At 72.1% G+C, this 25,925-nt stretch carries 26 protein-coding genes and 1 pseudogene; 16 read left to right on the forward strand and 11 right to left on the reverse strand.

Annotated features, from left to right (window positions below; translation table 11 throughout):
• Positions 1 to 8: 8 nt before the first annotated feature.
• The 3 genes and pseudogenes from IE248_RS37150 to IE248_RS03840 all read right to left on the reverse strand — a co-directional run bounded on the left by IE248_RS37150 (position 9) and on the right by IE248_RS03840 (position 3,106).
• Positions 9 to 917 (reverse strand): N-acetylneuraminate synthase family protein, encoded by a 909-nt coding sequence (locus tag IE248_RS37150; protein WP_073795217.1) that lies wholly within the window; start codon positions 915 to 917, stop codon positions 9 to 11.
• A gap of 381 nt (positions 918 to 1,298) precedes the next feature.
• Positions 1,299 to 1,688, reverse strand: a pseudogene (locus IE248_RS37155) (acylneuraminate cytidylyltransferase family protein); the annotation flags it as partial.
• Positions 1,685 to 3,106 carry a DUF6716 putative glycosyltransferase gene (locus IE248_RS03840; protein WP_190029942.1) on the reverse strand — a complete coding sequence of 474 codons (1,422 nt, stop codon included), beginning with the start codon at positions 3,104 to 3,106 and terminating at the stop codon, positions 1,685 to 1,687. The pseudogene IE248_RS37155 and the gene IE248_RS03840, both read right to left, overlap by 4 nt.
• A 176-nt stretch (positions 3,107 to 3,282) precedes the next feature.
• Here IE248_RS03840 and IE248_RS03845 point away from each other — a divergent pair, with 176 nt between their 5' ends.
• From IE248_RS03845 to IE248_RS03855, 3 genes are read left to right on the forward strand one after another with little or no spacing between them, the layout of a single operon-like run.
• Positions 3,283 to 4,257, forward strand: coding sequence for a glycosyltransferase family 2 protein (locus IE248_RS03845; protein ID WP_073795213.1), 975 nt, complete (start codon positions 3,283 to 3,285; stop codon positions 4,255 to 4,257).
• A gap of 2 nt (positions 4,258 to 4,259) precedes the next feature.
• Entirely contained in the window at positions 4,260 to 5,615 is a 1,356-nt protein-coding gene (locus tag IE248_RS03850; protein WP_100581996.1) for a polysialyltransferase family glycosyltransferase, read from the forward strand.
• Positions 5,612 to 6,709, forward strand: coding sequence for an acyltransferase family protein (locus IE248_RS03855; RefSeq protein ID WP_190029943.1), 1,098 nt, complete (start codon positions 5,612 to 5,614; stop codon positions 6,707 to 6,709). The genes IE248_RS03850 and IE248_RS03855 overlap by 4 nt, the downstream gene beginning before the upstream one ends.
• Here IE248_RS03855 and leuE read toward each other — a convergent pair.
• Both leuE and IE248_RS03865 read right to left on the reverse strand, forming a co-directional pair.
• Positions 6,706 to 7,356 carry a leucine efflux protein LeuE gene (gene leuE, locus IE248_RS03860; RefSeq protein WP_073795068.1) on the reverse strand — a complete coding sequence of 217 codons (651 nt, stop codon included), beginning with the start codon at positions 7,354 to 7,356 and terminating at the stop codon, positions 6,706 to 6,708. The genes IE248_RS03855 and leuE overlap by 4 nt on opposite strands.
• A 45-nt stretch (positions 7,357 to 7,401) precedes the next feature.
• Entirely contained in the window at positions 7,402 to 8,982 is a 1,581-nt protein-coding gene (locus IE248_RS03865; protein ID WP_190029944.1) for an acyl-CoA mutase large subunit family protein, read from the reverse strand.
• Between the two features lie 162 nt (positions 8,983 to 9,144).
• Between IE248_RS03865 and IE248_RS03870 the strand changes: the two genes are divergently transcribed.
• Complete coding sequence (locus tag IE248_RS03870; protein WP_073795063.1) at positions 9,145 to 10,047, forward strand: L,D-transpeptidase family protein; 903 nt, start codon at positions 9,145 to 9,147, stop codon at positions 10,045 to 10,047.
• Positions 10,048 to 10,256: 209 nt separating this feature from the next.
• On the opposite strand, the gene IE248_RS03875 is transcribed toward IE248_RS03870, so the two are convergent.
• Positions 10,257 to 11,318, reverse strand: a complete 1,062-nt coding sequence (locus IE248_RS03875; RefSeq protein ID WP_190029945.1) for a hypothetical protein — start codon at positions 11,316 to 11,318, stop codon at positions 10,257 to 10,259.
• Positions 11,318 to 12,049, reverse strand: a complete 732-nt coding sequence (locus tag IE248_RS03880) for an RNA polymerase sigma factor (RefSeq protein ID WP_008742067.1) — start codon at positions 12,047 to 12,049, stop codon at positions 11,318 to 11,320. The genes IE248_RS03875 and IE248_RS03880 overlap by 1 nt, the downstream gene beginning before the upstream one ends.
• 362 nt (positions 12,050 to 12,411) lie before the next feature.
• Here IE248_RS03880 and IE248_RS03885 point away from each other — a divergent pair, with 362 nt between their 5' ends.
• From IE248_RS03885 to IE248_RS03935, 11 genes are all read left to right on the forward strand, one after another.
• Positions 12,412 to 13,089, forward strand: a complete 678-nt coding sequence (locus IE248_RS03885) for a 2-oxo-4-hydroxy-4-carboxy-5-ureidoimidazoline decarboxylase (protein ID WP_229895108.1) — start codon at positions 12,412 to 12,414, stop codon at positions 13,087 to 13,089.
• Positions 13,090 to 13,241: 152 nt separating this feature from the next.
• Entirely contained in the window at positions 13,242 to 13,622 is a 381-nt protein-coding gene (gene sdhC / locus IE248_RS03890; RefSeq protein ID WP_073795060.1) for a succinate dehydrogenase, cytochrome b556 subunit, read from the forward strand.
• Between the two features lie 8 nt (positions 13,623 to 13,630).
• Positions 13,631 to 14,128, forward strand: a complete 498-nt coding sequence (locus IE248_RS03895) for a succinate dehydrogenase hydrophobic membrane anchor subunit (RefSeq protein WP_008742071.1) — start codon at positions 13,631 to 13,633, stop codon at positions 14,126 to 14,128.
• 23 nt (positions 14,129 to 14,151) lie between these two features.
• Entirely contained in the window at positions 14,152 to 15,906 is a 1,755-nt protein-coding gene (sdhA, locus tag IE248_RS03900; RefSeq protein ID WP_008742072.1) for a succinate dehydrogenase flavoprotein subunit, read from the forward strand.
• Positions 15,906 to 16,673 carry a succinate dehydrogenase iron-sulfur subunit gene (locus tag IE248_RS03905; protein ID WP_008742073.1) on the forward strand — a complete coding sequence of 256 codons (768 nt, stop codon included), beginning with the start codon at positions 15,906 to 15,908 and terminating at the stop codon, positions 16,671 to 16,673. The genes sdhA and IE248_RS03905 overlap by 1 nt, the downstream gene beginning before the upstream one ends.
• A gap of 203 nt (positions 16,674 to 16,876) precedes the next feature.
• Complete coding sequence (locus IE248_RS03910) at positions 16,877 to 17,482, forward strand: Uma2 family endonuclease (RefSeq protein ID WP_190029946.1); 606 nt, start codon at positions 16,877 to 16,879, stop codon at positions 17,480 to 17,482.
• Between the two features lie 70 nt (positions 17,483 to 17,552).
• Complete coding sequence (locus IE248_RS03915; RefSeq protein ID WP_190029947.1) at positions 17,553 to 18,101, forward strand: hypothetical protein; 549 nt, start codon at positions 17,553 to 17,555, stop codon at positions 18,099 to 18,101.
• 105 nt (positions 18,102 to 18,206) lie between these two features.
• Complete coding sequence (locus IE248_RS03920; RefSeq protein WP_190029948.1) at positions 18,207 to 18,962, forward strand: alpha/beta fold hydrolase; 756 nt, start codon at positions 18,207 to 18,209, stop codon at positions 18,960 to 18,962.
• An 88-nt stretch (positions 18,963 to 19,050) separates the two neighbouring features.
• Positions 19,051 to 19,455: a hypothetical protein gene (locus IE248_RS03925; protein WP_190029949.1), complete on the forward strand. Its 405-nt coding sequence runs from the start codon at positions 19,051 to 19,053 to the stop codon at positions 19,453 to 19,455.
• A gap of 3 nt (positions 19,456 to 19,458) precedes the next feature.
• Positions 19,459 to 19,989: a thiol-disulfide oxidoreductase DCC family protein gene (locus IE248_RS03930; protein ID WP_190029950.1), complete on the forward strand. Its 531-nt coding sequence runs from the start codon at positions 19,459 to 19,461 to the stop codon at positions 19,987 to 19,989.
• A gap of 11 nt (positions 19,990 to 20,000) precedes the next feature.
• Positions 20,001 to 20,732, forward strand: a complete 732-nt coding sequence (locus IE248_RS03935; protein ID WP_037799819.1) for a TetR family transcriptional regulator — start codon at positions 20,001 to 20,003, stop codon at positions 20,730 to 20,732.
• Here IE248_RS03935 and IE248_RS03940 read toward each other — a convergent pair.
• Both IE248_RS03940 and IE248_RS03945 read right to left on the reverse strand, forming a co-directional pair.
• Positions 20,729 to 22,339 (reverse strand): metallophosphoesterase, encoded by a 1,611-nt coding sequence (locus IE248_RS03940; protein ID WP_190029951.1) that lies wholly within the window; start codon positions 22,337 to 22,339, stop codon positions 20,729 to 20,731. The genes IE248_RS03935 and IE248_RS03940 overlap by 4 nt on opposite strands.
• Positions 22,336 to 22,581 (reverse strand): SCO4848 family membrane protein, encoded by a 246-nt coding sequence (locus IE248_RS03945; protein WP_008744012.1) that lies wholly within the window; start codon positions 22,579 to 22,581, stop codon positions 22,336 to 22,338. The genes IE248_RS03940 and IE248_RS03945 overlap by 4 nt, the downstream gene beginning before the upstream one ends.
• Before the next feature lie 85 nt (positions 22,582 to 22,666).
• Between IE248_RS03945 and IE248_RS03950 the strand changes: the two genes are divergently transcribed.
• Positions 22,667 to 23,977, forward strand: a complete 1,311-nt coding sequence (locus tag IE248_RS03950) for a D-alanyl-D-alanine carboxypeptidase family protein (protein WP_434090938.1) — start codon at positions 22,667 to 22,669, stop codon at positions 23,975 to 23,977.
• Here IE248_RS03950 and IE248_RS03955 read toward each other — a convergent pair.
• Both IE248_RS03955 and IE248_RS03960 read right to left on the reverse strand, forming a co-directional pair.
• Positions 23,974 to 24,933: a YihY/virulence factor BrkB family protein gene (locus IE248_RS03955; RefSeq protein ID WP_190029952.1), complete on the reverse strand. Its 960-nt coding sequence runs from the start codon at positions 24,931 to 24,933 to the stop codon at positions 23,974 to 23,976. The genes IE248_RS03950 and IE248_RS03955 overlap by 4 nt on opposite strands.
• A gap of 180 nt (positions 24,934 to 25,113) precedes the next feature.
• Entirely contained in the window at positions 25,114 to 25,710 is a 597-nt protein-coding gene (locus IE248_RS03960; RefSeq protein ID WP_008744015.1) for a 2'-5' RNA ligase family protein, read from the reverse strand.
• Positions 25,711 to 25,925 lie beyond the last annotated feature (215 nt).

Consider the following 25,925-nt stretch of genomic DNA (forward strand, 5'->3'; position numbering starts at 1 on the left):
GCCTGCGGTCAGACGCCGGCGAGGTCGCCCTGGACGCGGCGGAGCTTCTTCATCGGGCCGAGCTCGGACTCGTAGACCTTCTTGACGCCGTCACCGAGGGCGGTCTCGATGGTGCGGATGTCGCGGACCAGGCGGGTCAGGCCGCCCGGCTCGACGGAGGCGGCCTGGTCGGAGCCCCACATCGCGCGGTCGAGGGTGATGTGGCGCTCGACGAAGGCGGCGCCGAGGGCGACGGCGGCCAGGGTGGTCTGCAGGCCCGTCTCGTGGCCGGAGTAGCCGATCGGGACGTTGGGGTACTCCTCGCGCAGGGTGTTGATGACCCGCAGGTTGAGCTCCTCGGCCTTGGCCGGGTACGTCGACGTGGCGTGGCAGAGCAGGATGTTGTCGCTGCCGAGCACCTCCACCGCGTGGCGGATCTGCTTCGGGGTGGACATGCCGGTGGAGAGGATGACGGTGCGGCCGGTGGCGCGCAGGGCGCGCAGCAGCTCGTCGTCGGTGAGGGAGGCGGAGGCCACCTTGTGGGCGGGGACGTCGAACTTCTCCAGGAAGGCGACGGCCTCGGTGTCCCACGGGGAGGCGAACCAGTCGATGCCGCGCTTGGCGCAGTGCTCGTCGATGGCGCGGTACTGCTCCTCGCCGAACTCGACGCGGTGGCGGTAGTCGATGTAGGTCATCCGGCCCCAGGGGGTGTCCCGCTCGATGTCCCACTGGTCGCGCGGGGTGCAGATCTCCGGGGTGCGCTTCTGGAACTTCACGGCGTCGCAGCCGGCCTCGGCGGCGGCGTCGATGAGGGCGAGGGCGTTCTCCAGCTCGCCGTTGTGGTTGATGCCGATCTCGCCGACGACGTAGACGGGCCGGCCGGGGCCGGCGGTGCGCCGGCCGAAGGTGCGCAGACGGGAGTTGGCGTTGGCGGTCATGACAGGTGACGTCCTTCGGTGCGAGGGTGCGGGGGTGTGCTCAAGGGGTGTGAGCGTCGGGTCGGATCGGTCGCCCCTGGCCGGCGGTACGTCGAACAGGGGGGCGAGCAGCCGGGCGCGGGCGAGATCGTGCGGATCGTCGATCTCCAGCACCCGGGCCGGGTCGGTCGCGACGGGCAGGGTGCGCCCGAAGAACCGGTGCCGGGCGGTGCGGAATCCGGCGGCGTCCATCGCGTAGGCGGCGCCGGTCTCCAGCAGGTCTTGGGGGCGGTCCTGGCGGCGCGGGCGGACGGCCTCGTCGTGGTTGACGCCGTGGCCGGCGCCGTCCCGGGTGCGCCAGAGGAAGCCGTGGAAGGGGGCGACGGTCAGCGCCGAGTCGGCCTCGCCGGCCGCGACGGCGGCGGCCACCGATTCCACGTCGGAGGAGGTCAGGAAGGGGCTCGTGCACTGGACGAGGAGGACCACGTCGACGGTGACCGAGCGCGGTTCCTCGAAGGCGTCGAGGGCGTGCAGCACGGCCGCCTCGCTGCTCGCGGTGTCCCCGGAGATCGCGGAGGGGCGGCGGATCACCGTGGCCCCGGCGGCGGTGGCCGCCGCGGCGATGTCCTCGCCGTCGGTGGAGACCACCACGTCGGTGACGGTCGGGGCGGCGAGACAGGCCCGTACGGCGCGGGCGACGAGCGGGATCCCGGCGACCTCGGCCAGGTTCTTGCCCGGGACGCCCTTGGAACCTCCCCGGGCGGGGATGACGGCCAGGACTCGGCGGCTCACAGTTCTCCCATTCGGCGGATGAGCGGGGCCACGCGCTGGACCCCGTGTCGGTAGAGCCCGCGGGCGGCGTCGCGCAGGTGCGAGCGGAGCCGGCGGCGCAGCCGCGACGGCTCGGCGCCCTCGCGGGCGGCGCCGGGCAGCGGGGTGCCGTCGGCGGCGAGGTGGTGGCGGGCGAGGATCCCGGGCAGGTACCGGGGGGCGGTGGTCAGCGTGTAGTACGGGGCCACGGGCGGGAGCCCGGGCAGCTCCAGCAGCGCGGCGAGGCGGGCCCGCGCGGCGGCGAACACGTCGGCGTCTTCGGCGGCGGCGGCCCCGGCGGGGTCCGCGGCTTCGGCGCCGGCTGCGGCCCCGGCCCCGGCGGCGCGCGGGGTGGTGGCGAGCGGGGCCACGCCCTGCGCCGCCAGCCACTCCGGGTCGCCCTGCGGCAGCAGCCCCGCGTCCAGCTGGTCCCAGGAGGCCAGGCAGCCCGAGCCGAGGAAGTGGTGGTTGCCCAGCGCCTCGCGGATGCCGAGGTCCGTCAGGACGGCCGTCGGGATGCCCCGGTGCAGGGACTCCAGCGCGGCGGTGGACGACACGGTGACCAGCAGGTCGGCGCCGTCGAGGACCTCGCCCATGTTCCCGTACGCGAGGCGGCAGTTGGCGGGGAGCCCGCCGGGGACCTTCGCGGCGAGCCGCTGGTACGGCTGCTCCTCCAGGTGCGTGGTGTGCTCCCCGGGCCGGCTGCGCAGTTTGACCAGCACCTCCCGGTCCGGGTGCAGCCGGGCGTGTCCGGCGGCCCGCTCCAGCAGGTACGCGCGGTCGGCGCGGCTCTCGGGCACCGAGGGCTGCACGGCGAAGACCACCGTCGTGGCCCGGCTCCCGGCCGGCTCGTACGCGGCCCCGCCGAGGAAGGGCAGCACGGTCTCGGTGACGCAGCCGGCGTCGGCGCCCACCCCCTCGTACACGGCGCGGAACCGCTGCGCGTCGTGGCGGGAGTTGGCGAGGACGAGGTCGGCGCCGTGGCGCAGCAGCAGCCCGTCGGCGAGCTTCTCGTACACGACGCCCACGTATCCGGTGACGATCACCGGGCGGGCGGCCGGGTCGGGCCACAGGGCTCGGACGCCGTGCAGGACGGCCTGGACGGCCCCGCCGACGAGGGCGAGGACGACCACGTCGTACCGCTCGCGCTCGATGTCCGCGAGGAACTCCGCGCAGGTCACCTCGGTCAGCCGGTCGGCCCGGACCCCCACCTCGCCGAGCTGGCGCGCGGTGGGGGTGGCCCGGCCGCGCAGCAGGTGGCCGGTGAGCCGGTGGCCGGGCGCGAGGCGGCGGGCGGTGAGGGCGCCCCATTTCCATCGCGTATCCGAATCGGCGAGTACGGCGACCCGAAGAGGAGAGCGGGGGGCGGAGCGTTGCGCTGATCGATTGCTGACTGGCACGCGGCAGAAGCTATTCCGCAATTTCGGTGATCGGCCCAACGACCGCACAACAGCGGGTTAACAACCCGTCTACGTCATGCGAATCCGCACCGGTTAACTCGCCCGCCCCGCTTCGTTCACATGGAATATGTATGCGGGCCATGGTGAATGCCGGACAACGGCCTAACGTCTCGCAGGTGTTCAAGCTCTCTGTTGTCGTGCCGTTCTACAACGTGCAGACATATGCACCGGATGCCCTGAAAAGTCTCGCGCTCAACGCCCGGGACGACTTCGAGTTCCTGCTCGTCGACGACCACTCGACGGACGGGACTCCCGACCTTCTGGAACGGGCCGCGCGGGAGCTGCCCGGCGCGGTGCACCTGCGCCACGAGCGCAACGGCGGCCTGGCGACCGCGCGGAACACCGGTCTGGACGCGGCCCGGGGCGAGTACCTCGCCTTCATGGACGGCGACGACTGGCTGGCGCCGGGCCATCTGGCCCGTATGGTGGCCGCCATTGAGGCACTGAACTGCGATTTCGTCCGCAACGACCATGTCAGGGTCACCGGGCGGGCCCGCTCCGTGCAGCGCGTCCCCTTCGGTGCGCACGGGGTCGTCGCCGATCCGCGTTCCGGGATCCTGCCCGCGGACCGGGCCACCTCGGTGGACTATCCGTACGCCTGGGCCGGGATGTACCACCGGCGGCTGCTGGACCGGGGACTGCTGCACTTCACCGACGGGCTGCGGACGGCCGAGGACCGGCCCTGGATCTGGCGGCTGCACCGGGAGGCGAAATCCTTCGCGGCGGTCGGAATGCCCGGAATCTTCTACCGTCGCGGGGTTTCCACCTCGCTGACGCAGATCGGCGACGAGCGCCAGCTCGATTTCATGCGCGCATTTGACCAGGTGATTTCGGAAACCGCGGCCGACCGGGAATTTGATCTTCTGCTCCCGAAAGCCGTGCGAACGTATTGTGCGATCATCGCGCACCACAACGGGTCTCTTGAAAGGTTCGAACCGGCCGTGGCCAAGAAACTCCGTTCGATGAGCGCGGCCGCGCTCGGGCGCATGCCCCAGGACGTCCTGGACCAGGCCCTGGCCTCGATGGACGCCGACCGCTCCGCCCTGCTGCGCAGGCTCCGCCGCCGCACCCCGTCGGGGGCGGCAGCGTGAGCCTGACGCAGATCTTCATCGGCTCCACCCTCTACGGGACGGCCACCCTCGCCGCCGCCGTGGACGCCGGCAGCTTCCCGGCCGCCGACCGCCGGATCCTGCTGACCAGCGACCACGCCCTCGCCGCCGAGGTCAGCCCCCGGCTCGCCGACATGCCCGGCTTCGCCACCCTGAGCACCCGCTTCGACGAGGTCCTCGACTGGAACGCCGTCATCGAGCCGCAGCACCCGAGCGCCTGGTCCCCGCGCGCGGACGACGTCCCCCTCTGGGAGCGCTACCTGCGCACCCTGTGGGGACTCGGCGACGACCGCGTCGAGCTGATCGTGGAATCCCTCCAGGTGCCGCCCGCGCAGAGCCTGTGCCAGCTCTTCCCCGGCGCCGCCGTCGACGTCTACGCCGACGGACTGATGAGCTACGGACCCACCCGCGTCCGGCTCGACCCGCAGATCGGGATGCGGGTGCGGCGGGTGCTGCACCTGGACCTCGTACCCGGACTGGAGCCGCTGCTGCTCACCGAGTTCGGCGTACCGGCCGAACTGGTGCCGACCGAGGAGTTCCTGAAGGTCCTCGCCGAGCTCGCGGCCGTCGCCCCGGACGGCGCGCGCCCGCCCGCCTCCGAAGAGGCCCCGGCGCTGCTGCTCGGCCAGTACCTCTCCGCCCTCGACCTGATCAGCCCCGCCCAGGAGGAGGAACTGCACGCCGAGATGGTCCGCGGCGCGTTCGCCCTGGGCCACCGGGAGCTCGTCTTCAAGCCGCACCCCAGCGCCCCCGCCCTCTACGCCCGCCGGGCCGAGGCCGAGGCCGAGCGGCTCGGCGCCCGCCTGACCGTGCTGGACAGCCCGGTGCTCGCCGAGGTGCTGTACCAGCGGGTCCGCCCGGCGCTGGTCGTCGGCTGCTTCTCCACCGGGCTGCTGACGGCCGCCACCCTGTTCGGGCTGCCCGTCGCCCGCGCCGGCACGAAGACGGTGCTCGGCCGCCTCTCCCCGTACCAGAACAGCAACCGCGTCCCGCTCACCGTGGTCGACGCGCTGCTCCCCGACCTCGCCGACACCGACGCCGTGCGCGGCTGGAGCGCCCCCGGCCCCGAGGAGGTCTCCTCCCGGCTGGGCGGCCTGCTGAGCGCCGTCGGCTTCGCGATGCAGCCGCGGATCCTCGTGGAACACCGCGGGGCGGCCGAGGCGTACCTGACCCGCCACCTCGACGAGCACACCTGGCGCTACTTCAGCCGGCGCCGGCTGGCGAGCCAGGGGCTGCCCGGCGGCATCCCCGCCCGGCTGACCTTCCTCACCCGCAGCCCGGCCGTGCGCCGCGCCGTCCGCCAGGTCCGGCGGGTCCGCCGGACGCGGGGCAGGCGATGACCGCCGCCCCGGCGATACCGGCGGCGCGCACCGGGGCCGGACCCGCGCCGAAGGCCGGGGGCGACCGGCTGCGCGCCCTGGACGCGCTGCGGCTGCTCGCCGCGCTGATGGTCGCCGGGTACCACTACGGCGGGCGCGGCGGGGAGGTGGCCAAGGCCTGGGGGGCGTCCCCGAACAAGCTGTTCCCCGAGGCCTCGACCTGGTTCGCGTACGGCCCGCTCGGCGTACAGATCTTCTTCGTCATCAGCGGCTTCGTGATCTGCATGAGCGCCCAGGGGCGTACCGTCCGCGCCTTTGCCGCCTCGCGGGCCGCCCGGCTCTACCCGGCGTACTGGGTGGCGCTGATCCTGGTCACGGTCGCGGTCGAGGCGGTCTCGCCCTCCGACTTCCTGCTCAACCTGACGATGCTCCAGCAGCCGCTGGGCGCCGACCGGGTGCTCGGGGTGTGCTGGACGCTCTGGGTCGAGCTGCGGTTCTACGTCCTGTTCGCGCTCTGCGTGGTCCTGCCGGGCGGCGGCCGCCGCCGGACCCTGCTGTTCTGCGGGGTCTGGACCGTCGCCGCCGTCCTCGTCGACGCGGGCGACCCGGCGGGCAAGGCGTTCCTCAGCCAGGCCCTGATGCCGCAGTACGCGCCGTTCTTCATCGGAGGCATCGGCCTGTACCTGGTGCACCGCGACCACCGCGACCGGCTGGCCTGGGCCGTGGCCCTGACCGGCTGGCTGATCGGGCAGCACTACGCGGTGGCGGGGCTGTGGCACGCGCCGAACCCGAAGTTCTTCTCGTACCGCAGCTCGCTGGTGATCATCGCGATCGTCACGGCCGGGTTCGCGGCCGTCGCCCTGGTCGCCCTCGGCAAGCTGGCGTGGGCGCGCTGGAGGTGGCTGACGGTGGCGGGGGCGCTGACGTACCCGTTCTACCTGGTGCACGAGCACCTGGGCTGGGTGGTCATCAAGGCCCTGCACCGCGGGGCGGGCATCCCGGCGCCGGCCACCTTCGCGCTGACGCTGGTGTTCATGCTGGCCCTCGCCTGGGGGATCCACCGGCTGGTGGAGCGCCCGCTGGGCCCGAGGCTCCGCAGGCTCCTCGACGGCTAACTGACCGCGAGCTTGGCGGCGAACCCGAGGAAGAGGACGGACGCCGCCGAGGTCGCGCCGACGGAGAGCCGCTTGCGGCGGCGGAAGGCCTCCGAGAGGCGGGTCCCGGCGAAGATCAGCAGCGTGAGGTAGAGGAAGCTGCCGGTCTGCAGCAGCCCGCCGAGGACCAGGAAGGACAGCGCCGGGTAGGCGTAGCCGGGGTCCACGAACTGCACGAAGAAGGAGACCAGGAACAGGATCGCCTTCGGGTTGAACAGGCTGATCAGCAGCGCCCGCCGGTACGGCCGCTCGCCGTCCCCCTCCGGGGCGGCGGCCTCCGCCGCGACGCCCTCCTCGCCGTGGCGGGAGCGCCACAGCGCCCAGGCGCCGCGCATCATGCCGATCGCGAGCCAGGTGAGGTACCCGGCGCCGAGCAGCTTGACGACGCCGAACAGCATCGGACTGGTCCGCAGCAGCGAGGCCGCCCCGGCGGCGGCGAGCACCATCAGCACGGCGTCCCCGGTGAACACCCCGGCGGCGGCCTTGTACCCGGTCCGCACCCCCCGCCGCGCGGCAACGGACAGCACGTACAGCGAGTTCGGCCCCGGCAACAAAATGATCAATATGAGACCGGCGATATAGGTCGGCAGATCCGTGACACCCAGCATGTGCAGGAGTGTCGCACGGGTACGCGCCTGTCGCGCCACCCGGTTTCACCATGTGGAACCGGTCGGCTCGTACGTCCCCCAGACCTCGCGCAGGGTGGTGCAGACCTCGCCGATCGTGGCGCGGGCGCGGAGGGCTTCCTTCATCGGGTAGAGGACGTTCGCCGGGCCCGCCGCCGCTTCGCGCAGGGCCGTGAGGGCGGCGGTCACCGCCGGGGCGTCGCGGGTCGCCCGCAGGCGCGCGAGCGACTCGCACTGGCGGGCCTCGATCGCCGGGTCGACCCGCAGCGGGGCGTACGGCTCCTCCCGGGCGAGCGCGAAGCGGTTGACGCCGACCACCACCCGCTCGCCGCTCTCCTGTTCCCGCGCGATCCGGTACGCGTTCCGCTCGATCTCGCCCTTCTGGAACCCGGCCTCGATCGCGGCGACCGCGCCGCCCAGGTCCTCGACCCGCCGCATCAGCGCGAGCGCCGCCGCCTCCAGCTCGTCGGTCATGCGCTCCACCGCGTACGACCCCGCAAAGGGGTCCACCGTGTGCGGTACGTCCGTCTCGTACGCCAGCACCTGCTGCGTGCGCAGGGCGAGCCGCGCCGACTTCTCCGTCGGCAGCGCGATCGCCTCGTCGAAGGAGTTGGTGTGCAGCGACTGGGTCCCGCCCAGCACCGCGGCCAGCCCCTGCACGGCGACCCGTACGAGGTTCAGCTCGGGCTGCTGCGCCGTCAGCTGGACCCCGGCCGTCTGGGTGTGGAAGCGCAGCATCTGCGACTTCGGGTCCCGCGCCCCGAACTCCTCCCGCATGACGCGGGCCCAGATCCGCCGGGCCGCGCGGAACTTCGCGACCTCCTCCAGGAGGGTGGTGCGGGCGACGAAGAAGAACGACAGCCGGGGCGCGAACTCGTCCACCGCCATGCCCGCGCCGATGGCGGTACGGACGTACGCGATCGCGTCGGCGAGGGTGAAGGCGACCTCCTGCGCGGGCGAGGCCCCGGCCTCGGCCATGTGGTAGCCGGAGATGGAGATGGTGTTCCAGCGGGGGATCTCGGCCCGGCAGTAGCGGAAGGTGTCGGCGGTCAGCCGCAGGGAGGGGCCGGGCGGGAAGATGTAGGTGCCGCGCGCGATGTACTCCTTGAGGACATCGTTCTGGATCGTCCCCGTCAGCCGCTCGCCCGGGATGCCGTGTTCCTCGGCGACGAGCTGGTACAGCAGCAGGAGCAGGGCGGCGGGCGCGTTGATGGTCATCGAGGTGGAGACCCGGTCGAGCGGGATCCCCTCGAACAGCACCCGCATGTCCTCGACGGAGTCGACGGCCACGCCGACCTTTCCGACCTCGCCGCGCGCGAGCGGGGCGTCGGAGTCGTGCCCCATCTGGGTGGGCAGGTCGAAGGCGACCGAGAGCCCGGTGCCGCCCCCCTCGATGAGCTGACGGTACCGGGCGTTGGACTCGGCGGCCGTGCCGAACCCGGCGTACTGCCGCATGGTCCAGGGGCGGCCCGTGTACATCGTGGGATAGACCCCACGGGTGTAGGGATATGACCCTGGTTCACCCAGTTTGTCCGCCGGGTTCCAGTCCGTCAGGGCCGCCGGCCCGTAGACGGGTTCGATCGGGATGCCGCTCTCGGTGTTCGCCATCTGCCCGTGACCCTCCGCACTGGGGGTACTTCCGCCGCGACGGCCCGGTCCGGGCCCCGGTCACAATGGCGCAACATCGGACGGCCGGGCGCAACTCTCCACGCCCGGCAGGCATCACCTAGATAAACGCAGACAACACGACTGGGAATTCGGGGGACCGCCATGCACCGCCAGAGAGTAATGGCCCGCACGCTCGGCCTGGCCACCGCCGTCGCGCTCGCCGCGACCGCCTGTGGGTCGCAGAAGACGGAGAACACCGGCTCCGCTTCCACGGCCCCCTCCGCGTCCGCGGCGGTCACCACCCCCGAGAGTTCCCCCTCCTCCGACGACAAGCCGGCCGGCGATCCCTCCGCGTCGCCGTCCGCCTCCGCGTCCTCGGCCTCCCCCTCCGCCTCCGCGTCCGCCTCCTCCTCCCCGTCAGCCTCGCCGTCCGTCAAGGCGGTCATGGCGAACGGCGACGACAGCGAGCAGGTGCGCGAGCTCCAGGCCCGCCTGAAGCAGCTCAAGCTGATGAGCGTCGCGCCCACCGGCTTCTACGGGTCGAAGACGACGACGGCGGTCAAGTCCTTCCAGTCGAGGAACGGGCTCACCGCGAGCGGCTCCGTGGACGCGGAGACCTGGAAGAAGATCCAGGGCCTGACCAAGAAGCCCACCGCGGACGAGCTGCGCCCGCCGACCGTCAACGAGGTCGACGCGCCGGACCCGCGCTGTATGACGGGCCGGGTGATGTGCATCAGCAAGGAGAGCCGCACCCTCGCCTGGATGATCGACGGCAAGGTGATCTCCACGATGGACGTCCGCTTCGGCTCGGAGAACACCCCGACCCGCGAGGGCGTGTTCGACGTGGGCTGGAAGGCCAAGGAGTGGACGTCGACGATCTACCACACGCCCATGCCGTACGCGATGTTCTTCAGCGGCGGCCAGGCGGTGCACTACTCGGCGGACTTCGCGGCCCGCGGCTACAGCGGCGCCTCGCACGGCTGCGTCAACGTCCGGGACAAGGCCAAGCTGTCGAAGCTCTTCGACGACGTGAAGGTCGGCGACAAGGTCGTCGTCTACTGGTGACCGGATCCCGCCGGGTCGTCGGCGGGTCCGGAGATTAATGGGCGCGGGCGGGACCGGGGGAACGTGTCCCGCCCGCGCCGGTTGCGCAGAGCCCAGAGGTACGGGGGGAACCCCGGCTCATGCGCGGCCGATGACCAGTCGGCTCGATATGTACTGCGCCGGCGGCTCGAAAAGTGTTACAGCCGTGTGTGACGGGGAGCCGGGACGCGTTACAGGCGGCTGCGGAAGCCGAGCGATCCGCGCGTGGCGGTCGGGGTCGGGGGCAGCAGGGCGTCGCTCCCGGGGCCGGGGCCGTCGGTCGTCGACCGCCCGGAACCGGTGGAGGTGCCCGTGCCACCGGCGATGTCGCCGTCGCGGGCCACGTCCAGCAGCGCCTCGCAGTACCGCGCGATCCGCGCGGTGCCCCGGGCCAGCTTCGACAGCCGCTCGCGCCGGTCGTCGTTCATCTGCCCCGCCCGGTAGGCCTCGCACAGGTCGGCGGCCTTGACCGTGTTCTCCCGGTCGCGGTCGCGGTCCCGCTCGCGCTCCTTGGTGCCGCTCGTCGGCCGGTCCTGGCCGCCGTCCTTGACGGCGCCGCCGCCGCCGAAGGCGGGCGGCGAGGAGGTCCCGGCCGAGCCGCCCACCGCCGCATGCCCGTCCGGGTCCGGGGCCGCGTCCGCGCCGGTCTCCTCGCCGGGCGAGTGCGAGGGTCCGACGGGGGCGAAGCCGTCGCCGCCGAACGGCTCGGTGGGCCGCGCCTGCGGGGAGCGCAGCGGCCGCAGGCCGCCGCCGTCCCCGGTCGGCGCCGGATTCCCCCCGGTGCTCACGGACACCGACGGCAGCGGTCCGGCGGAGGTGTGCGAGCCCTGGTCCAGCAGCCCGGTCCCGACGGCCGCTGCCAGTCCGCCGACGGCGACGCTCGCCAGCGCGGCCGCCAGCCCGAACCGCACGGCGGTGTTCCGCCGCGGCGGGCGGGTGCGTACGAGGAGTTCGGCCGCTCGGTGGTCCTCGCGGCCGAGTTCCACCAGGGGTTCGTGGGCCGCCGCCGACCCGGGCTCCTCGGGCCGGACCGTGCCGTGCGCCGCGCGGAAGGCGGCCAGGGCGGCGGCCTCCCCGGGCAGCTCCGGGCCGGCGGCCGGGTGCGGGAGGGTCGGGGCGAGGGTGTCGAGGGCGGCGCGGAGGCGGTCGGCCTCGGCCCGGGCACGCTGGTCGGCGACAGGTCCGACCGGTGCTCCGCGCAGCAGTTCTTCCGCCGCGGCCTGGTCCAGCCACCTGTTGCGCTCGTCGGCCATCACATGTCCTTCTGCGTCCGCCAACGTGAATGCGTCACACCGGTTTGTTCTACGAGGCTCCCGCCCGGGCCGCGCTGCGCCGGAACGGCATCGAGATCCCTCTCGCCTCCGCCGTCCCGCGACCGGCCTCCGGCATTATGGCCGACCGGAGGGCCGGTTCCGGAAGCCCCCTCCTCGGCCAGTTCGGTGCTGAGCAGCTCCGCCAGCTTCTTCAGGCCCCGGTGGGCGGCCGTGCGGACGGCGCCCGGGCGCTTGCCGAGGGTCTCCGCCGCGCTCTTCGCGTCGAGTCCGACCACCACGCGGAGCACGACGGCCTCGGCCTGGTCCTGCGGGAGACGGGCTATCAGCGCCATGGTGCGGCCGGTGGACAGGGACTCCATCGCGAGGCCCGCCGTATCGCTGTCGGCGGTGTGGTTCGTGAGTTCGCTCTCGTCGCCGCCTATCGCGGGGCGGCGGCCGCGCATCCGGATGTGGTCCAAGGCGCGGTTGCGGGCGATGCGGGCGGCCCAGCCCCGGAAGCGGTCCGCGTCGCCGGTGAAGGAATCGAGGTCGCGGGCGATCTGCAGCCAGGCCTCGGAAGTGACGTCCTCCGCGTCGCCGTCGCCGACGAGCGTCCGTACGTATCCGAGCAGGCGCGGGTGCACGGCGCGGTACACAGTACGGAACGCGTTCTCATCGCCGTGCTGTGCCGCGAGCACCGCGGCGGTCAGCTCCGCGTCGTCCCCCAGCAAAGTCCCCAACCCGTTCACTGTCCTGTACGTGTGGCGCAAATCAGCACGTTACGGCTTTCAGGCACCTTCGTCCACGAGTTGTACAACCTGCAACCAAACCTGCGCGGAGCGGGGTGTGACACAAAACGCACCCGAGGCGCTGACTGGAGTACGGGCTTGTCGCACGAGTCCGTGACGGATGGCGACCGGGGCCTCTCCTGTGGGGGGTGGCGGCCTCGGTCGTCCTCCCCTCTCACACGGCCCCGCGGGGTCACCCGTTCAGTGGGTCCGGCGCGTTCACACATGCCTCACGTCATCCTTTCGGCTCACTTCCGGGTGAAAACCTCATTCGGGCACAGCACGCCCGGCCGCGCCTCGATAGCGTGGCGGCACACCCGCGCCGCGCACCGAGGAGCCCCCCGCTGTCCAGCCACCTTCCGGCACAGGCCCCTGGGGGTGAGCGGGGCACTCCCGGGGCGAAGCCCGGGGGGCGCTCCACCGTCCCCGGCAGAGCCCCCGGCCACGGCCCCGGGCTGACGCGGTTCAACGCCCTCTCCCACGAGGACGCCCACGCCATCCTGCTGTACTGCTGCGGAAGCCGGCGCTGGGCCCACCGCGTCGCCACCCACCGCCCCTACCCCGACGCCCCGTCTCTGCTCGCCGCCGCGGACGAGGCCTCGTACGACCTCTCGCAGGCGGACCTCACCGAGGCGCTGAGCGGCGAGTTCCCGGCGGAGCTGGGCCGCGGGGCCCCGTACGCGGCGCTGCTCGCGCTCGACGCGGCCCACGCGCAGTACGAGCGCACCTTCGGCCACGCCTTCGTGATCTGCCTGGCCGGACACCCCCCGGAGGAGCGGGCGGACCAGCTGCTGGGCGCGATCCGGCGCCGCATGACCCACGAGATCGACGAGGAGCGGGCCATCTCCGCGGACGAGCTGCGCCGCCTCGCGCAGGCCCGACTCGCCGACCTGATGGACCGACTGCCGCGACTGTTGGACCGGGCGGCCCCGGGCAATGGGCTGTTCGCAGCGGATTTCGGGCTATTTTCCCCCGTGGGATAGCCCGTCCGTGCCTGTTTGATCACACCGATGACCCCCGCGCGAAGGAACCGACAAAGCGTCGCTACGATGTCCGGGGCCGGTGGACCGTACCCGGCCGGGCCCGACCGACAACGAAGCCGGCTGGCCCCCGCCCCGCTTCCGGAGGGTTTTCCGTGCCGGCTGGAACGTTGTACCGCGGCCGGGAAGGAATGTGGTCCTGGGTGGCTCATCGAGTCACCGGCGTCCTCATTTTCTTCTTCCTGTTCGTACACGTCCTCGACACCGCTCTCGTCCGCGTCTCTCCCGAGGCGTACGACGATGTCGTGGCTACCTACAAGAATCCGATCGTCGCGCTGCTGGAGTACGGCCTCGTCGCCGCAATCCTCTTCCACGCGCTCAACGGTCTCCGTGTCATCGCCGTGGACTTCTGGTCCAAGGGCCCGCGCTACCAGAAGCAGATGCTCTGGTCGGTCGTGGGCCTCTGGGTCTTCCTGATGATCGGCGCCCTGTACCCCGTACTGGGCCACGCAGCTGCTGAACTGTTCGGGAAGTGACGCGCGCCATGTCTTCGAACAACACAGTTTCTGATGCTTCCTCCGCCCAGGCGGTCGGCGCCGTGGAGGACGTGAGCCTCTACGACGCCGACAACCCGGCGCCCTACATCGAAGCCCCGCGCAAGCGCACCGGCAAGACGCCGCGCTCGACCCGCGGCAACTTCGAGATGGTCGCCTGGCTCTTCATGCGCCTCTCGGGCATCGTCCTCGTGGTGCTCGTCATCGGCCACCTGCTGATCCAGCTGGTGCTGGACGGCGGCGTCTCCAAGATCGGCTTCGCCTTCGTGGCGGGCCGCTGGGCGTCCCCGTTCTGGCAGGTCTGGGACCTGCTGATGCTGTGGCTGGCCATGCTGCACGGCTCCAACGGTCTGCGTACCGTCATCAACGACTACGCGGAGCGCGCCAACACGCGGCTGTGGCTGAAGGGCCTGCTCTACACCGCCACGGTGTTCACCATCCTTCTGGGCACGCTGGTGATCTTCACCTTCGACCCGAACATCCGCTAGGCAACGGGGCTGAGGCGAAACCAATGAAGATCCACAAGTACGACACCGTCATCGTCGGCGCAGGTGGCGCGGGCATGCGCGCCGCCATCGAGTCGACGAAGCGCAGCCGCACCGCGGTGCTGACGAAGCTCTACCCCACCCGCTCCCACACGGGTGCCGCGCAGGGCGGCATGGCCGCCGCGCTGGCCAACGTGGAGGACGACAACTGGGAGTGGCACACCTTCGACACGGTCAAGGGCGGTGACTACCTGGTCGACCAGGACGCCGCCGAGATCCTGGCGAAGGAGGCCATCGACGCGGTCCTCGACCTGGAGAAGATGGGCCTGCCGTTCAACCGCACGCCGGACGGCACCATCGACCAGCGCCGCTTCGGCGGTCACTCCCGCAACCACGGCGAGGCGCCGGTCCGCCGGTCCTGCTACGCCGCGGACCGCACGGGCCACATGATCCTCCAGACGCTGTACCAGAACTGCGTCAAGGAGGGCGTGGAGTTCTTCAACGAGTTCTACGTCCTGGACCAGCTCCTGGTCGAGGTCGACGGCGTCAAGAAGTCGGCCGGTGTGGTCGCGTACGAGCTCGCCACCGGCGAGATCCACGTGTTCCAGGCCAAGGCCGTCATCTACGCCTCCGGCGGCACCGGCAAGTTCTTCAAGGTGACCTCCAACGCGCACACCCTCACGGGTGACGGCCAGGCGGCCTGCTACCGCCGCGGCCTGCCGCTGGAGGACATGGAGTTCTTCCAGTTCCACCCGACGGGCATCTGGCGCATGGGCATCCTGCTGACGGAGGGCGCCCGCGGTGAGGGCGGCATCCTCCGCAACAAGGACGGCGAGCGCTTCATGGAGAAGTACGCGCCGGTCATGAAGGACCTCGCGTCCCGTGACGTCGTCTCGCGCTCCATCTACACCGAGATCCGTGAGGGCCGCGGCTGCGGTCCCGCCGGTGACCACGTGTACCTGGACCTCACGCACCTGCCGCCGGAGCAGCTCGACGCGAAGCTCCCGGACATCACCGAGTTCGCGCGCACCTACCTGGGCATCGAGCCGTACACGGACCCGATCCCGATCCAGCCCACCGCGCACTACGCCATGGGCGGCATCCCGACCAACGTCGAGGGTGAGGTCCTGGCGGACAACACCACCGTCGTCCCGGGCCTGTACGCGGCCGGCGAGGTCGCGTGCGTGTCGGTGCACGGCGCCAACCGTCTGGGCACCAACTCGCTGCTGGACATCAACGTCTTCGGCAAGCGCTCGGGCATCGCCGCGGCGAAGTACTCGCAGGAGAACGACTTCGTCGAGCTCCCCGAGAACCCGGCGCAGCAGGTGGCCGACCTGGTCGAGCACCTGCGCAACTCCACGGGCAAGGAGCGGGTCGCGGACCTGCGCCTGGAGCTCCAGGAGACGATGGACGCCTGCGTGATGGTCTTCCGTACGGAGCAGACCATCAAGACCGCGGTCGACAAGATCGCGGAACTGCGCGAGCGCTACAAGAACGTGTCCGTCCAGGACAAGGGCAAGCGCTTCAACACGGACCTGCTGGAGGCCATCGAGCTGGGCAACCTGCTCGACCTGGCCGAGGTCATGGCCGTGTCCGCGCTCGCGCGCAAGGAATCCCGCGGCGGTCACTACCGCGAGGACTACCCGAACCGCGACGACGTCAACTTCATGCGCCACACCATGGCGTACCGCGAGGTCGACGACAACGGCCAGGACTCCGTCCGGCTGGACTACAAGCCCGTCGTCGTCACCCGCTACCAGCCGATGGAGCGTAAGTACTGATGGCCACCCCGACCCTGTCCAAGACGGACGAGATGGAGGCTGCGGCCGCGGCCTCGCCCTTCATCACGGTCACGTTCCGGATCCGCCGCTACAACCCCGAGATCTCGGACGAGCCGCAGTGGCAGGACTTCCAGATCGAGATCGACCCGAAGGAGCGCGTGCTCGACGGTCTCCACAAGATCAAGTGGGACCTCGACGGCACGCTGACCTTCCGTCGCTCCTGCGCGCACGGCATCTGCGGCTCCGACGCGATGCGGATCAACGGCAAGAACAGGCTCGCCTGCAAGACGCTGATCAAGGACATCAACCCGGAGAAGCCGATCACCGTCGAGGCCATCAAGGGCCTCACGGTGATGAAGGACCTCGTCGTCGACATGGAGCCCTTCTTCCAGGCGTACCGCGACGTCATGCCGTTCCTGGTCACCACCGGCAACGAGCCGACGCGTGAGCGCCTGCAGTCCGCCGAGGACCGCGAGCGCTTCGACGACACCACCAAGTGCATCCTGTGCGCCGCGTGCACGTCCTCGTGCCCGGTGTTCTGGAACGACGGCCAGTACTTCGGCCCGGCGGCGATCGTCAACGCGCACCGCTTCATCTTCGACTCGCGCGACGAGGCCGGCGAGCAGCGGCTGGAGATCCTGAACGACAAGGACGGCGTGTGGCGCTGCCGCACGACCTTCAACTGCACCGATGCCTGCCCGCGCGGCATCGAGGTCACGAAGGCGATCCAGGAAGTCAAGCGCGCCCTGATCACGCGCCGCTTCTGACCTCCGGTCCCCGCTCGTACGAGGGCCCCGCCCCGGTGTTCACCACCGGGCCGGGGCCCTCGCCGCGTTCACCCCCAGGGGTGGGGACGGGCCGGATAAACCTTTCATCGGACCGAACCCTTGGGCCGATGGCGCTACGGTCGCCAGCGCCGCTTGTACCGAAGCGTCGTCCGCACCCACACTGAGAGAAGGAGGTGCTTTCCATGTCCGCTCTTGCCCACGAGGCGATGTGCGACCCCGGTCTCGATGAGGTGCTGTGGCAGGCCTGGAAGGCGATGGACCTTCCGGAGGGCTACCGGGCCGAGATCATCGAAGGGTCCATCGAGGTGTCTCCCACCGGCCGTCGCCGTCACGACGTGCTCAACAATCGCCTGCGCTGGATGCTGGAAGCCCACCTCGCGGGCAGCGATCTCGCGGTCTTCCAGGACATCAACATCATCCAGGGGCGGAAGGTCTGCATCCCCGACCTTTTCGTGGCCCCACGGGACCTGGATGAGATCCCCGACGAGGAAGGCCTCGGCGTGGACGCCACCCGGGTGCCGCTGGTTGCCGAGATCGTCTCGCCCGGCAACGACGCTCACCGCCGGGACCACATCCGAAAGCAGCGGTGGTACGCCCTCGCCGCCATTTCGGTCTACGTCGTCATCGATGACTTCACCGATCAGCGCACGGTGACCGTGTTCAGCTCCCCGGACCCTGACAAGGGGACGTACGCCACCAAGACCACCGTCTCGTACGGCACCCCGGCCACCGTCCCCGAGGGGCCCGCCAAGGGCCTGGTGATCGGCGAGGAGGTCACCCGGCCCTAAGTGGGCGGTGGGGTAGGGGTTCTGACGGGGGGTACGGTGCGCGGGGATGCCCTGTGGAAGGATCGGCCGCATGAGTGAGCAGCAGCCGAATCCGTACGCGAGTGACCCCGGCCAGGCACCGGGTGACTACAAGTGGGGCCCCGGTCAGGCCAGTTACGGTTACCCGCAGCCCTACCCGCAGCCTCCGGCGCACCAGCCGACCGTTGGCGGCGCGGGGCTGCCGATTCCGCAGCAGCCGCCGGCGCCCGGGTACGCGCCCGGGCCCGGCGCGGTTCCCGGGCAGGGCCTGTCCATCGGGGACATCAGCGTCGCCGGGGACCAGATCATCACCCCGTCCGGCACGATGCCGCTGCGGGGCGCGATGTGGAACGCCACGGACCTCTCGCGCACCGAGGAGAAGATGCCGGCCCACGCGATCGTGCTGGCCATCATCTTCTTCCTGTTCTGCCTGCTCGGGCTGCTGTTCCTGCTGATGAAGGAGAAGCGGACGACCGGCTACATCCAGGTCACCGTGCACAGCGGCGGCCGCCACCACTCCACGATGATCCCGGCGACCGACCCCAACTCGTACGCCTGGGTGATGCACCAGGTCAACTACGCGCGGTCGCTGAGCGTCTGATCCGGCGTCCGGTCCGGCGCCCGCTACGGCATCCGCTGCGGGGCGCGCGGCCGGCCGCCCCGGAAAGGGGTGGCCGGCGCGCTGCGGGTCCGGGACGATCGGGCCATGATCATTTCTCATGACGTGGCGGGACCCGAGACCGGGCCCGCGGTGCTGCTGCTGCACTCCTCCGTGTGCGACCGCCGGATGTGGGAGCCCCAGTGGGCCCCGCTGGCCGAGGCCGGCTTCCGGGTGGTCCGCGCGGACTTCCGGACCTGCGGGGAATCCCCCGCCGCCGAGGCCCCGTACAGCGACGCCGGTGACGTACTCGCCCTGATGGACCGGCTCGGCATCGAGCGCGCCGCCTTCGTCGGGTCCTCGTACGGCGGCCGGATCGCGCTGCAGCTGGCCGCCCTGCACCCGGACCGGGTGCGCTCCCTGGCCCTGCTCTGCCCCGCCCTCCCCGCGCAGCGGCGCGGGCCGGCGCTGCTGGCCTTCAACGCCGCCGAGGGCGCCCTGCTGGAGGCCGGCGACCTGGAGGGCGCGGCCGAGCTGAACGCCCGCCAGTGGCTCGGCCCGGACGCCGACGCGGCCGCGCACGCCCTCGTACGGGCCATGCAGCTGGGGAACCTGCGGGGCGCCCTGGCGGCCTCCGGGGAACACGAGCTCCCCGAGCCCGCCGTGGACCTGACGGCCCTCACGGTGCCCGTCCTCGCCGTCGGGGGCGCGCACGACATCCCCGATTTCCGGGACGTCCCCGCCGAGCTGGCCTCGCTCGTCCCCGGCGCGCTCCACGTCGAGCTGCCGTGGGCGGGCCATCTGCCCTCCCTGGAGCGCCCGGCGCAGATCACGCGACTGCTGCTGGACTTCCTGCGCCGCTGACCCGACCGCCCGTTCGCTTGAACCTGTTCAAAAGAGGGTCTACAGTCATGTCCATCAGCAATTGAACGCGTTCAAGGGGGCTGGGGCAATGGACCTCACCGTGGTTGCGTACGTCATCTACCTGATCGTCAGCATCGGCCTCACCGTCTGGGTGGCCCGCACCCTCAGCCGCAACGGCCGGGTCTTCATCGCGGACGTCCTCCAGGGCAACGAGAAGCTCGCGGACGCCGTCAACCACCTCCTGGTGGTCGGGTTCTACCTCGTGAACATCGGCTTCGTGACCCTCTACCTGCGCTCGGGCGAGACGATCCTCGAAGCCCGCGGCCTCTTCGAGGAGCTGTCGGTCAAGCTCGGCGTCGTCCTGCTCGTCCTCGGCTTCATGCACCTGGGCAACGTGTGGGTGCTGAACAGGATGCGCCGCCGGGGGATCATGGAGCGCCAGCAGACCCCGCCGGTCGCCCCGAACGCCTGGACCGCGCCGGCCGGGGCCTGACCGATGGCCACGCCGACGGCCGCGCCGACGGCCTCGCCGACAGCGCCGGGGGCGGCGGGGGCGCCGGGGGCGGCGGGGGCGCCGGGGGCGCCGGGGGCGCCGGGGGCGCCGGGGGCGCCGGGGGCGGCCGTACGGCACCTGACGGTGCTGTACGACGCCCACTGCCCCCTCTGCGTCCACATCCGGCACTGGCTGCTCGGGCAGCGCCTGCTGGTGCCGCTCCGGCTCGTCCCGGCCGGATCCGAGGCGGCTCGGCGGCGGTACCCGCTGCTGGACCACGCGGGGACGCTCCGCCAGATCACCGTGGTCGGGGACTCGGGCCAGGTGTGGAGCGGGACGGACGCCTTCATCGTGTGCCTGTGGGCGCTGGCGGAGCACCGGCCGAGGGCGAACTGGCTGGCCACCCCGGCCGGCCGGCCCTTCGCCCGGGCCGCCATGTACACGGCCTCCGCCTGGCGCTCGGCGGTCCGCGGCGGCGGGGAAGCGGAGCCGGAAGAACCGGCCTGTGACGACCAGTGCTCCACACCCCGATAAAGTCGGACACCGTGACTGATCAGAAGGCTCCCAAGAGCGAGCAGACCCGCACGCTCATCCTCGAAACCGCGCTCCGGCTCTTCCAGGAACGCGGCTTCGACAAGACGACCATGCGGGGCATCGCCAAGGAGGCGGGGGTCTCGGTCGGCAACGCCTACTACTACTTCGCGTCGAAGGAACACCTCGTCCAGGGCTTCTACGACCGGATCGGCGCCGCGCACCAGGCGGCGGTCCGGCCCATCCTGGACAACGAGACCGACCTCCAGAAGCGGCTCGCGGGCGTACTGACCAGCTGGCTGGACATTGCCGCCCCCTACCACGAGTTCGCTTCCCAGTTCTTCAAGAACGCCGCGGACCCCGAGAGTCCGCTCAGCCCCTTCTCGCCGGAGTCGGAGCCCGCGCGCAAGGCGGCCATCGACATGCACCGCGAGGTGCTGGCGGGGGCGAAGACGAAGGTGCCGGCGGAGCTGGCCGACGTACTGCCGGAGCTGATGTGGCTCTCGCAGATGGGCCTGGTCCTGTACTGGGTCTTCGACCGCTCCCCGGACAGCGAGAAGACCCGCCGCCTGGCCGAGCGCGGCGCGCAGCTCACGACGCGGGGCATAGTGCTGGCCCGGTTCCGGGTGCTGCGGCCGCTGGTGCGGGAGCTCCACGAACTGTTCGCGGACTTCCTCCCGGGCATGGCTCAGACGGCGGTGTCGCGCAAGCGCGCGTCGGACGCCGACCGGGACCCGGCGGCCTAGGCCTGGTACGAGGCGAGCTCGACGACCGTGATGTCGGACGGCGCCCCGACCCTGACCGGGGGTCCCCAGGCGCCCGCGCCCCGGGAGACGTAGAGCTGGGTGTCCCCGTAGCGCTCCAGGCCGGCGACGGTGGGGTTGGCGAGCTCGGCGAGGTAGTTGCCGGGCCAGAGCTGGCCGCCGTGGGTGTGGCCGGACAGCTGGAGGTCCACGCCGTGCCGGACGGCGTCGTGGATGACGATCGGCTGGTGGGCCAGGAGCACGGCGGCGCGGGACCGGTCCCGGTTGCCGAGGGCCGCCTCGAAGTCCGGGCCGTGGCCCTCGCTCTCCCCCTGGACGTCGTTGACGCCGGCGAGGTCGAAGAGGGGCAGCGGGCGGCGGGCGTTCTCCAGCGGCGTCAGGCCGAGCTCGCGGACGTGGTCGATCCACTGCTGGGCGCCGGAGAAGTACTCGTGGTTGCCGGTGACGAAGTACGAGCCGTGGCGGGCCCGGAGGCCGCGCAGCGGCTCGGCGGCGGGGCCGAGGTCGTGCACGTTGCCGTCCACGAGGTCGCCGACGATGGCGATGAGGTCGGGCTGGGTGCGGTTGACGGTGTCCACGATGCGGGCGGTGTGGGCGCGGCCGAGGATCGGGCCGAGGTGGACGTCGCTGACGACGGCGATCCGGAACCCGTGCGCCGCGCGCGGCAGCTTGGCGAGCGGCACCGTGACCCTCTTGACGCGGGGTCCGCGCAGGACGCCGTACGTCCCGTACCCGACGGTCCCCGCGGCCGCGGCCACCGCCGCCCCGCCCACGACCCGCGCGACGAACCTCCGCCGGCTCATCCCGTCCCCCGCCCCGGGTCCGCCCCCGGCCGCCGAGGTCACCCCGGTGGCCCCTGCCGCCACGGCGCTGTCGTGCGCGGGAGCGGGAGCGGCGGCCTCGGCGTCGCCGCCGACGGGGGTGTCGGTGGGGGCCTGCGGCGCTGTTCCCCTACCCGCCCCTTCCCGAACCTGGGGCTCCGCCCCAGCCCCCGCCACGGCATCGCTCCGCGCACCGAGCCCGGGCAACCCGGCCGAGGCCGCACCGTCGACCCCCGGCACGGCCGGAGCCGCACCACCGCTCCCCGCAGAAGCGGCCGAGGCCGCACCATCCAGCCCCGCACCCGCAGGCACGGCCGCGGCGGCGCTACCCAGCCCCGCCGGCGATTGAGGCGCGGGGCCCGGGGCAGCGCCCCGACTCGCCGCAGGCGCAGCCTCCGCCGCGGCGGCCGGGGCGGGGGCGGTGGGCAGCGTGGGCTCGGGGGGTTGGCGGGGTGACCTCCGGAGGAGAAGGGCTCGGGCGGGTTCGGCCACGAGCATCGCCAGGCTGAGGTACAGCAGCACCGCCAGCCACATGAAGCCCGGCCAGGACACGGCCCGCTGGAGCCAGAACGGCGCGCCCGCGCGCCCGGCGGTGAGGGCCGCCACCGCGAGGGCCGGCAGCGCGAAGGCCAGAACCGTGCCCGCCCGGCGCCAGGCCCCGCCCGGCCGCGTCGTGTCGCGGACCAGGCGGATCCACAGCCACCGGTGGACCAGTACCAGCAGCCCCAGCACCGCCAGCGCGACCACCGCGAAGATCACCACGGTCATCGCGGCGCACGCCTCAACGCGCGAACGCCACGCAGCCCGATCACACCAACGGCCGTCCCCAGGAGAAAGGAGGTCACGGCCAGGAGAAAGTGGACCCAGAAGTAAGCCGTCGGATCTCCCGCGGCGTCAAACGCCAGGCCACTGCCGTTCTTCCACAGGTTCCGGACGAAGGACACCCAGATGAACCAGCTCCACACTCCGAAGGCGAGCAGGAACCAGGAGGCGGCGCGGCTGAGTCTCATGCCCCCAGTATCGGTTTCGTCCCCAGGACGGACGCGCGGGGGTGGGCTGTACCGGCAATGGTTGCGGCGGGTTGGCCGGTCCGCGATGCCGCACACAGCATCGGGATGTACTTTCACCTGCGTGTCTGCCAAGAAGACCGCGCTGACGGTCCTGTCCGCCGCGCTGCTGGTCCCCGTCATGCTCACGGCCCCCGCCCACGCCCTGCCGCGCGCGCACCCCGCGCCCGCCCCGACCCCGAAGCCCCGCGACGGCAAGGGCGGGGCCAAGCAGGCGCCGGCGCCACCCGTGTCGATGTCCGCCGTCGGCGGGACCCGGCTCGGCCAGCCGGGGACCCAGGTGAACCTGCTGCCGGGCGCGCCCGCGCTGCCGGAGAGCCTCACCGGGCGTTCGTGGATCGTGGCGGACGCCGGTTCCGGCGAGGTCCTGGCCGCGCACAACGCGCACTGGCGGCTGCCCCCGGCCTCCACCATGAAGATGCTCTTCGCGGACACCGTGCTGCCGACCCTCCCCAAGGACCAGGTCCACAAGGTCACGGAGGAGGAGATGTCCGACGTCGGCCAGGGTTCCAGCCTCGTCGGGGTCAAGGAGGACTACGAGTACTCCGTCCACGACCTGTGGCTCGGGGTGTTCCTTCGCTCCGGCAACGACGCCGTGCACGTACTTTCGGCCATGAACGGCGGCATCGAGAAGACCGTCAAGGACATGCAGGCGCACGCCGAGGAGCTCCAGGCCCTCGACACGCACGTGGTCTCGCCCGACGGGTACGACGCGCCTGAGCAGGTCTCCAGCGCGTACGACCTGACCCTCATCGCCCGCTCCGGGCTGCAGAAGCAGGACTTCAAGGAGTACTGCGGCACGGTGAGCGCGCAGTTCCCCGGCAGCCAGGAGGCCGGCAAGGCGCGCGACTCCTTCGAGATCCAGAACACGAACCGGCTGATGACGGGCGCCGGCGGCCTCGCCCCGTACAAGGGCATCGCGGGGGTGAAGAACGGCAACACCACGATGGCCGGCTCCACCTTCACCGGCGCGGCCCAGCGCGACGGCAGGACCCTGCTGGTCACGGTGATGAACCCGAACTCCGGCGGCCTGAACTCCGTCTACGAGGAGACCGCCGACCTCCTCGACTGGGGCTTCGCGGCGGCGGGCAAGGTGAAGCCGGTGGGTGAGCTGGTGTCGCCGAAGAGCGAGGACGGCACCTCGCACGGCTCGCCCGCCCAGTCCCACGAGAACACCCCCTCGGCGTCCGGCCAGGGCGCCGGCGGCGGCGTGGGGACCGCGCTCGGCATCGCGGGCGGGGCGCTGGCCGTCGCGGCGGGCGGGGTGTTCGCCGCGAACCGCCGCCGCCCGCGCCGCCCGCGCGGGGGCCGGGGCCCGGACACCGACCTCCTGCCCTAGACCTTCGGCGGGAGCTTCCGGGCCGGGGCCCCGGCGCTTTCGGCCTCGGCGTCCTCGGGGCCATCGGCCCCCGCGTCCTCGGGGCGCTCCGTCCCGGCCGGGGCGGCATCGTCACCGGTGGCGGTCCAGGCCGAGCAGTACAGCAGCAGCTTCGCCGTGAAGTTGATCCAGAGCAGCAGGGCGATCGGCACGCCGAAGGCCCCGTACATGCTCTTCGCCGCGACCTCCCGCATGTAGCCGCTCAGCAGCAGCTTGAGCAGCTCGAAGCCCGCCGCGCCGATGAGGGCCGCCTGGATCAGGCGGCCGCGCGGCGGTTCGACGCCGGGCAGCAGGGTCAGTACGTAGAGCAGGAGCAGGAACGCGGCCACCACGCCGACGAGGAAGGCGGCCGCCCGCAGCACCCCGCCGCCGACGCCGTGCGGCGGGATGCCGAGCCAGCCGCCGAACTTGCCGACGGCGCTGGCGCCGATGATCGAGGCCGCCGCCGAGGCCAGCCCCGCCGCGCCGAGGCCCAGCAGCACCAGCGTGTCCTTGCCCTTGCGCGCGACGGGGTTGCCCTGGTCCTCGTCGTCCTTGTCCCACACGGCGCGCAGGCAGTCCCGCATCGCGCCGACCCAGGAGATCCCGGCGAACAGCAGGATGGCGCCGGCGACGAGCCCGACGGTGCCCGCGTTCGCGACGAGGCCGTTGATGTCGAGCTGGTCGGAGATCCCGGGGACCTGCTGGGAGAGGTTCTTCTCCAGCTTGTCGAGCTGGTCCTGGCTGAGCAGCGCCGCGCCGACGGCGGCCGCGACGGTGATGAGCGGGAAGAGGGCGAGGAAGCTGATGAAGGTGATCGCGGCGGCGAGCCGGGTCCAGTGCACCCGGTCGAGCCGCTCGTAGGAACGCCACGCGTGCGTGCGCATCAGCGTGGCCGCCACGGGGCCGATCACCGGGAGTTTCGTCAGCCAGTCCATGGGTCCCCGTAAATGAGCTGCCGGAAATAGCAAGGATTGTCGCTTTTGGGGACTACGGTCGTCGATTGTGACTTTTCGCCCGACGGCTCGCCCGTTCCATGCCCTGGTCCTGCGGAGGATCAGGTTCGGTGCCCGGATGACCCTGCTGCGGCCGCTGACCTCGCGGCCGCTCCGACACCTTCAGGAGGGTCGTATCGTCGCCTCGGCCGCGTCATCGGCGGGGGAGTTCAGCTGCGCCGGGACGCCCGTGGGGCCCGCACCGAAAGGGTATTCACGCAACTTGCGCCAGACGCCGTCGGAGCCCTGCTCGTAGAGCGCGAAGCCGTCGCAGACCCACTCGGCGGCGTAGTCGGCGAGGGTCGAGAACGCCGTGTCCATCGCCTCCTCGGAGATCCCGTGGGCGACCGTGACGTGCGGGTGGTACGGGAACGCCAGCTCGCGGTCGAGCGGCCCCTCGGGGTCGCGGACCTGGTGCTGGAGCCGGGTGCAGCCCTGGGCGCCCTCGGCGATCCGGACGTAGACGACCGGCGAGAGCGGGCGGAAGGTTCCCGTCCCGGCGAGCCGCATCGCGAAGGCGCGGAAGGCGCCCGCGACCTCGGCGAGGTGCGCGCGGATCTCCGGGAGCCGGTCCGCGGCCACCTCGGTCGGCGGCACGAGGGTGACGTGCGTGGGAATGCCGTGCGCGGCGGCGTCCCCGAAGCCTGCGCGCAGCTCCTGGAGCTGGCTGCCGTACGGCTCCGGGACCGCGATCGAAACGCCGAGCGTTACGGTCCCCACGTCTGTCTCCTCCGTCGTCAGTCTGTTCCGTCGGTCTGTCGGTCAGCGGCCGGTGGGCGGTCGGTCGGTTCCGCGCCGGGGTGCTGTCGCTTCAGTGTGGCGGCAGCACCCCCGGGACGCCAGAGGCCTCTTTCGGGGGGCTCCGGCGCCCGGGCGGTACCGGTGCGGTACCGGTGCCACACCGGTGCGGCGTCCGCGGCGCGCCGGTGCGGCGC

This window comes from Streptomyces goshikiensis, from assembly GCF_014650555.1.
Classification (GTDB): Bacteria; Actinomycetota; Actinomycetes; order Streptomycetales; family Streptomycetaceae; genus Streptomyces; species Streptomyces goshikiensis.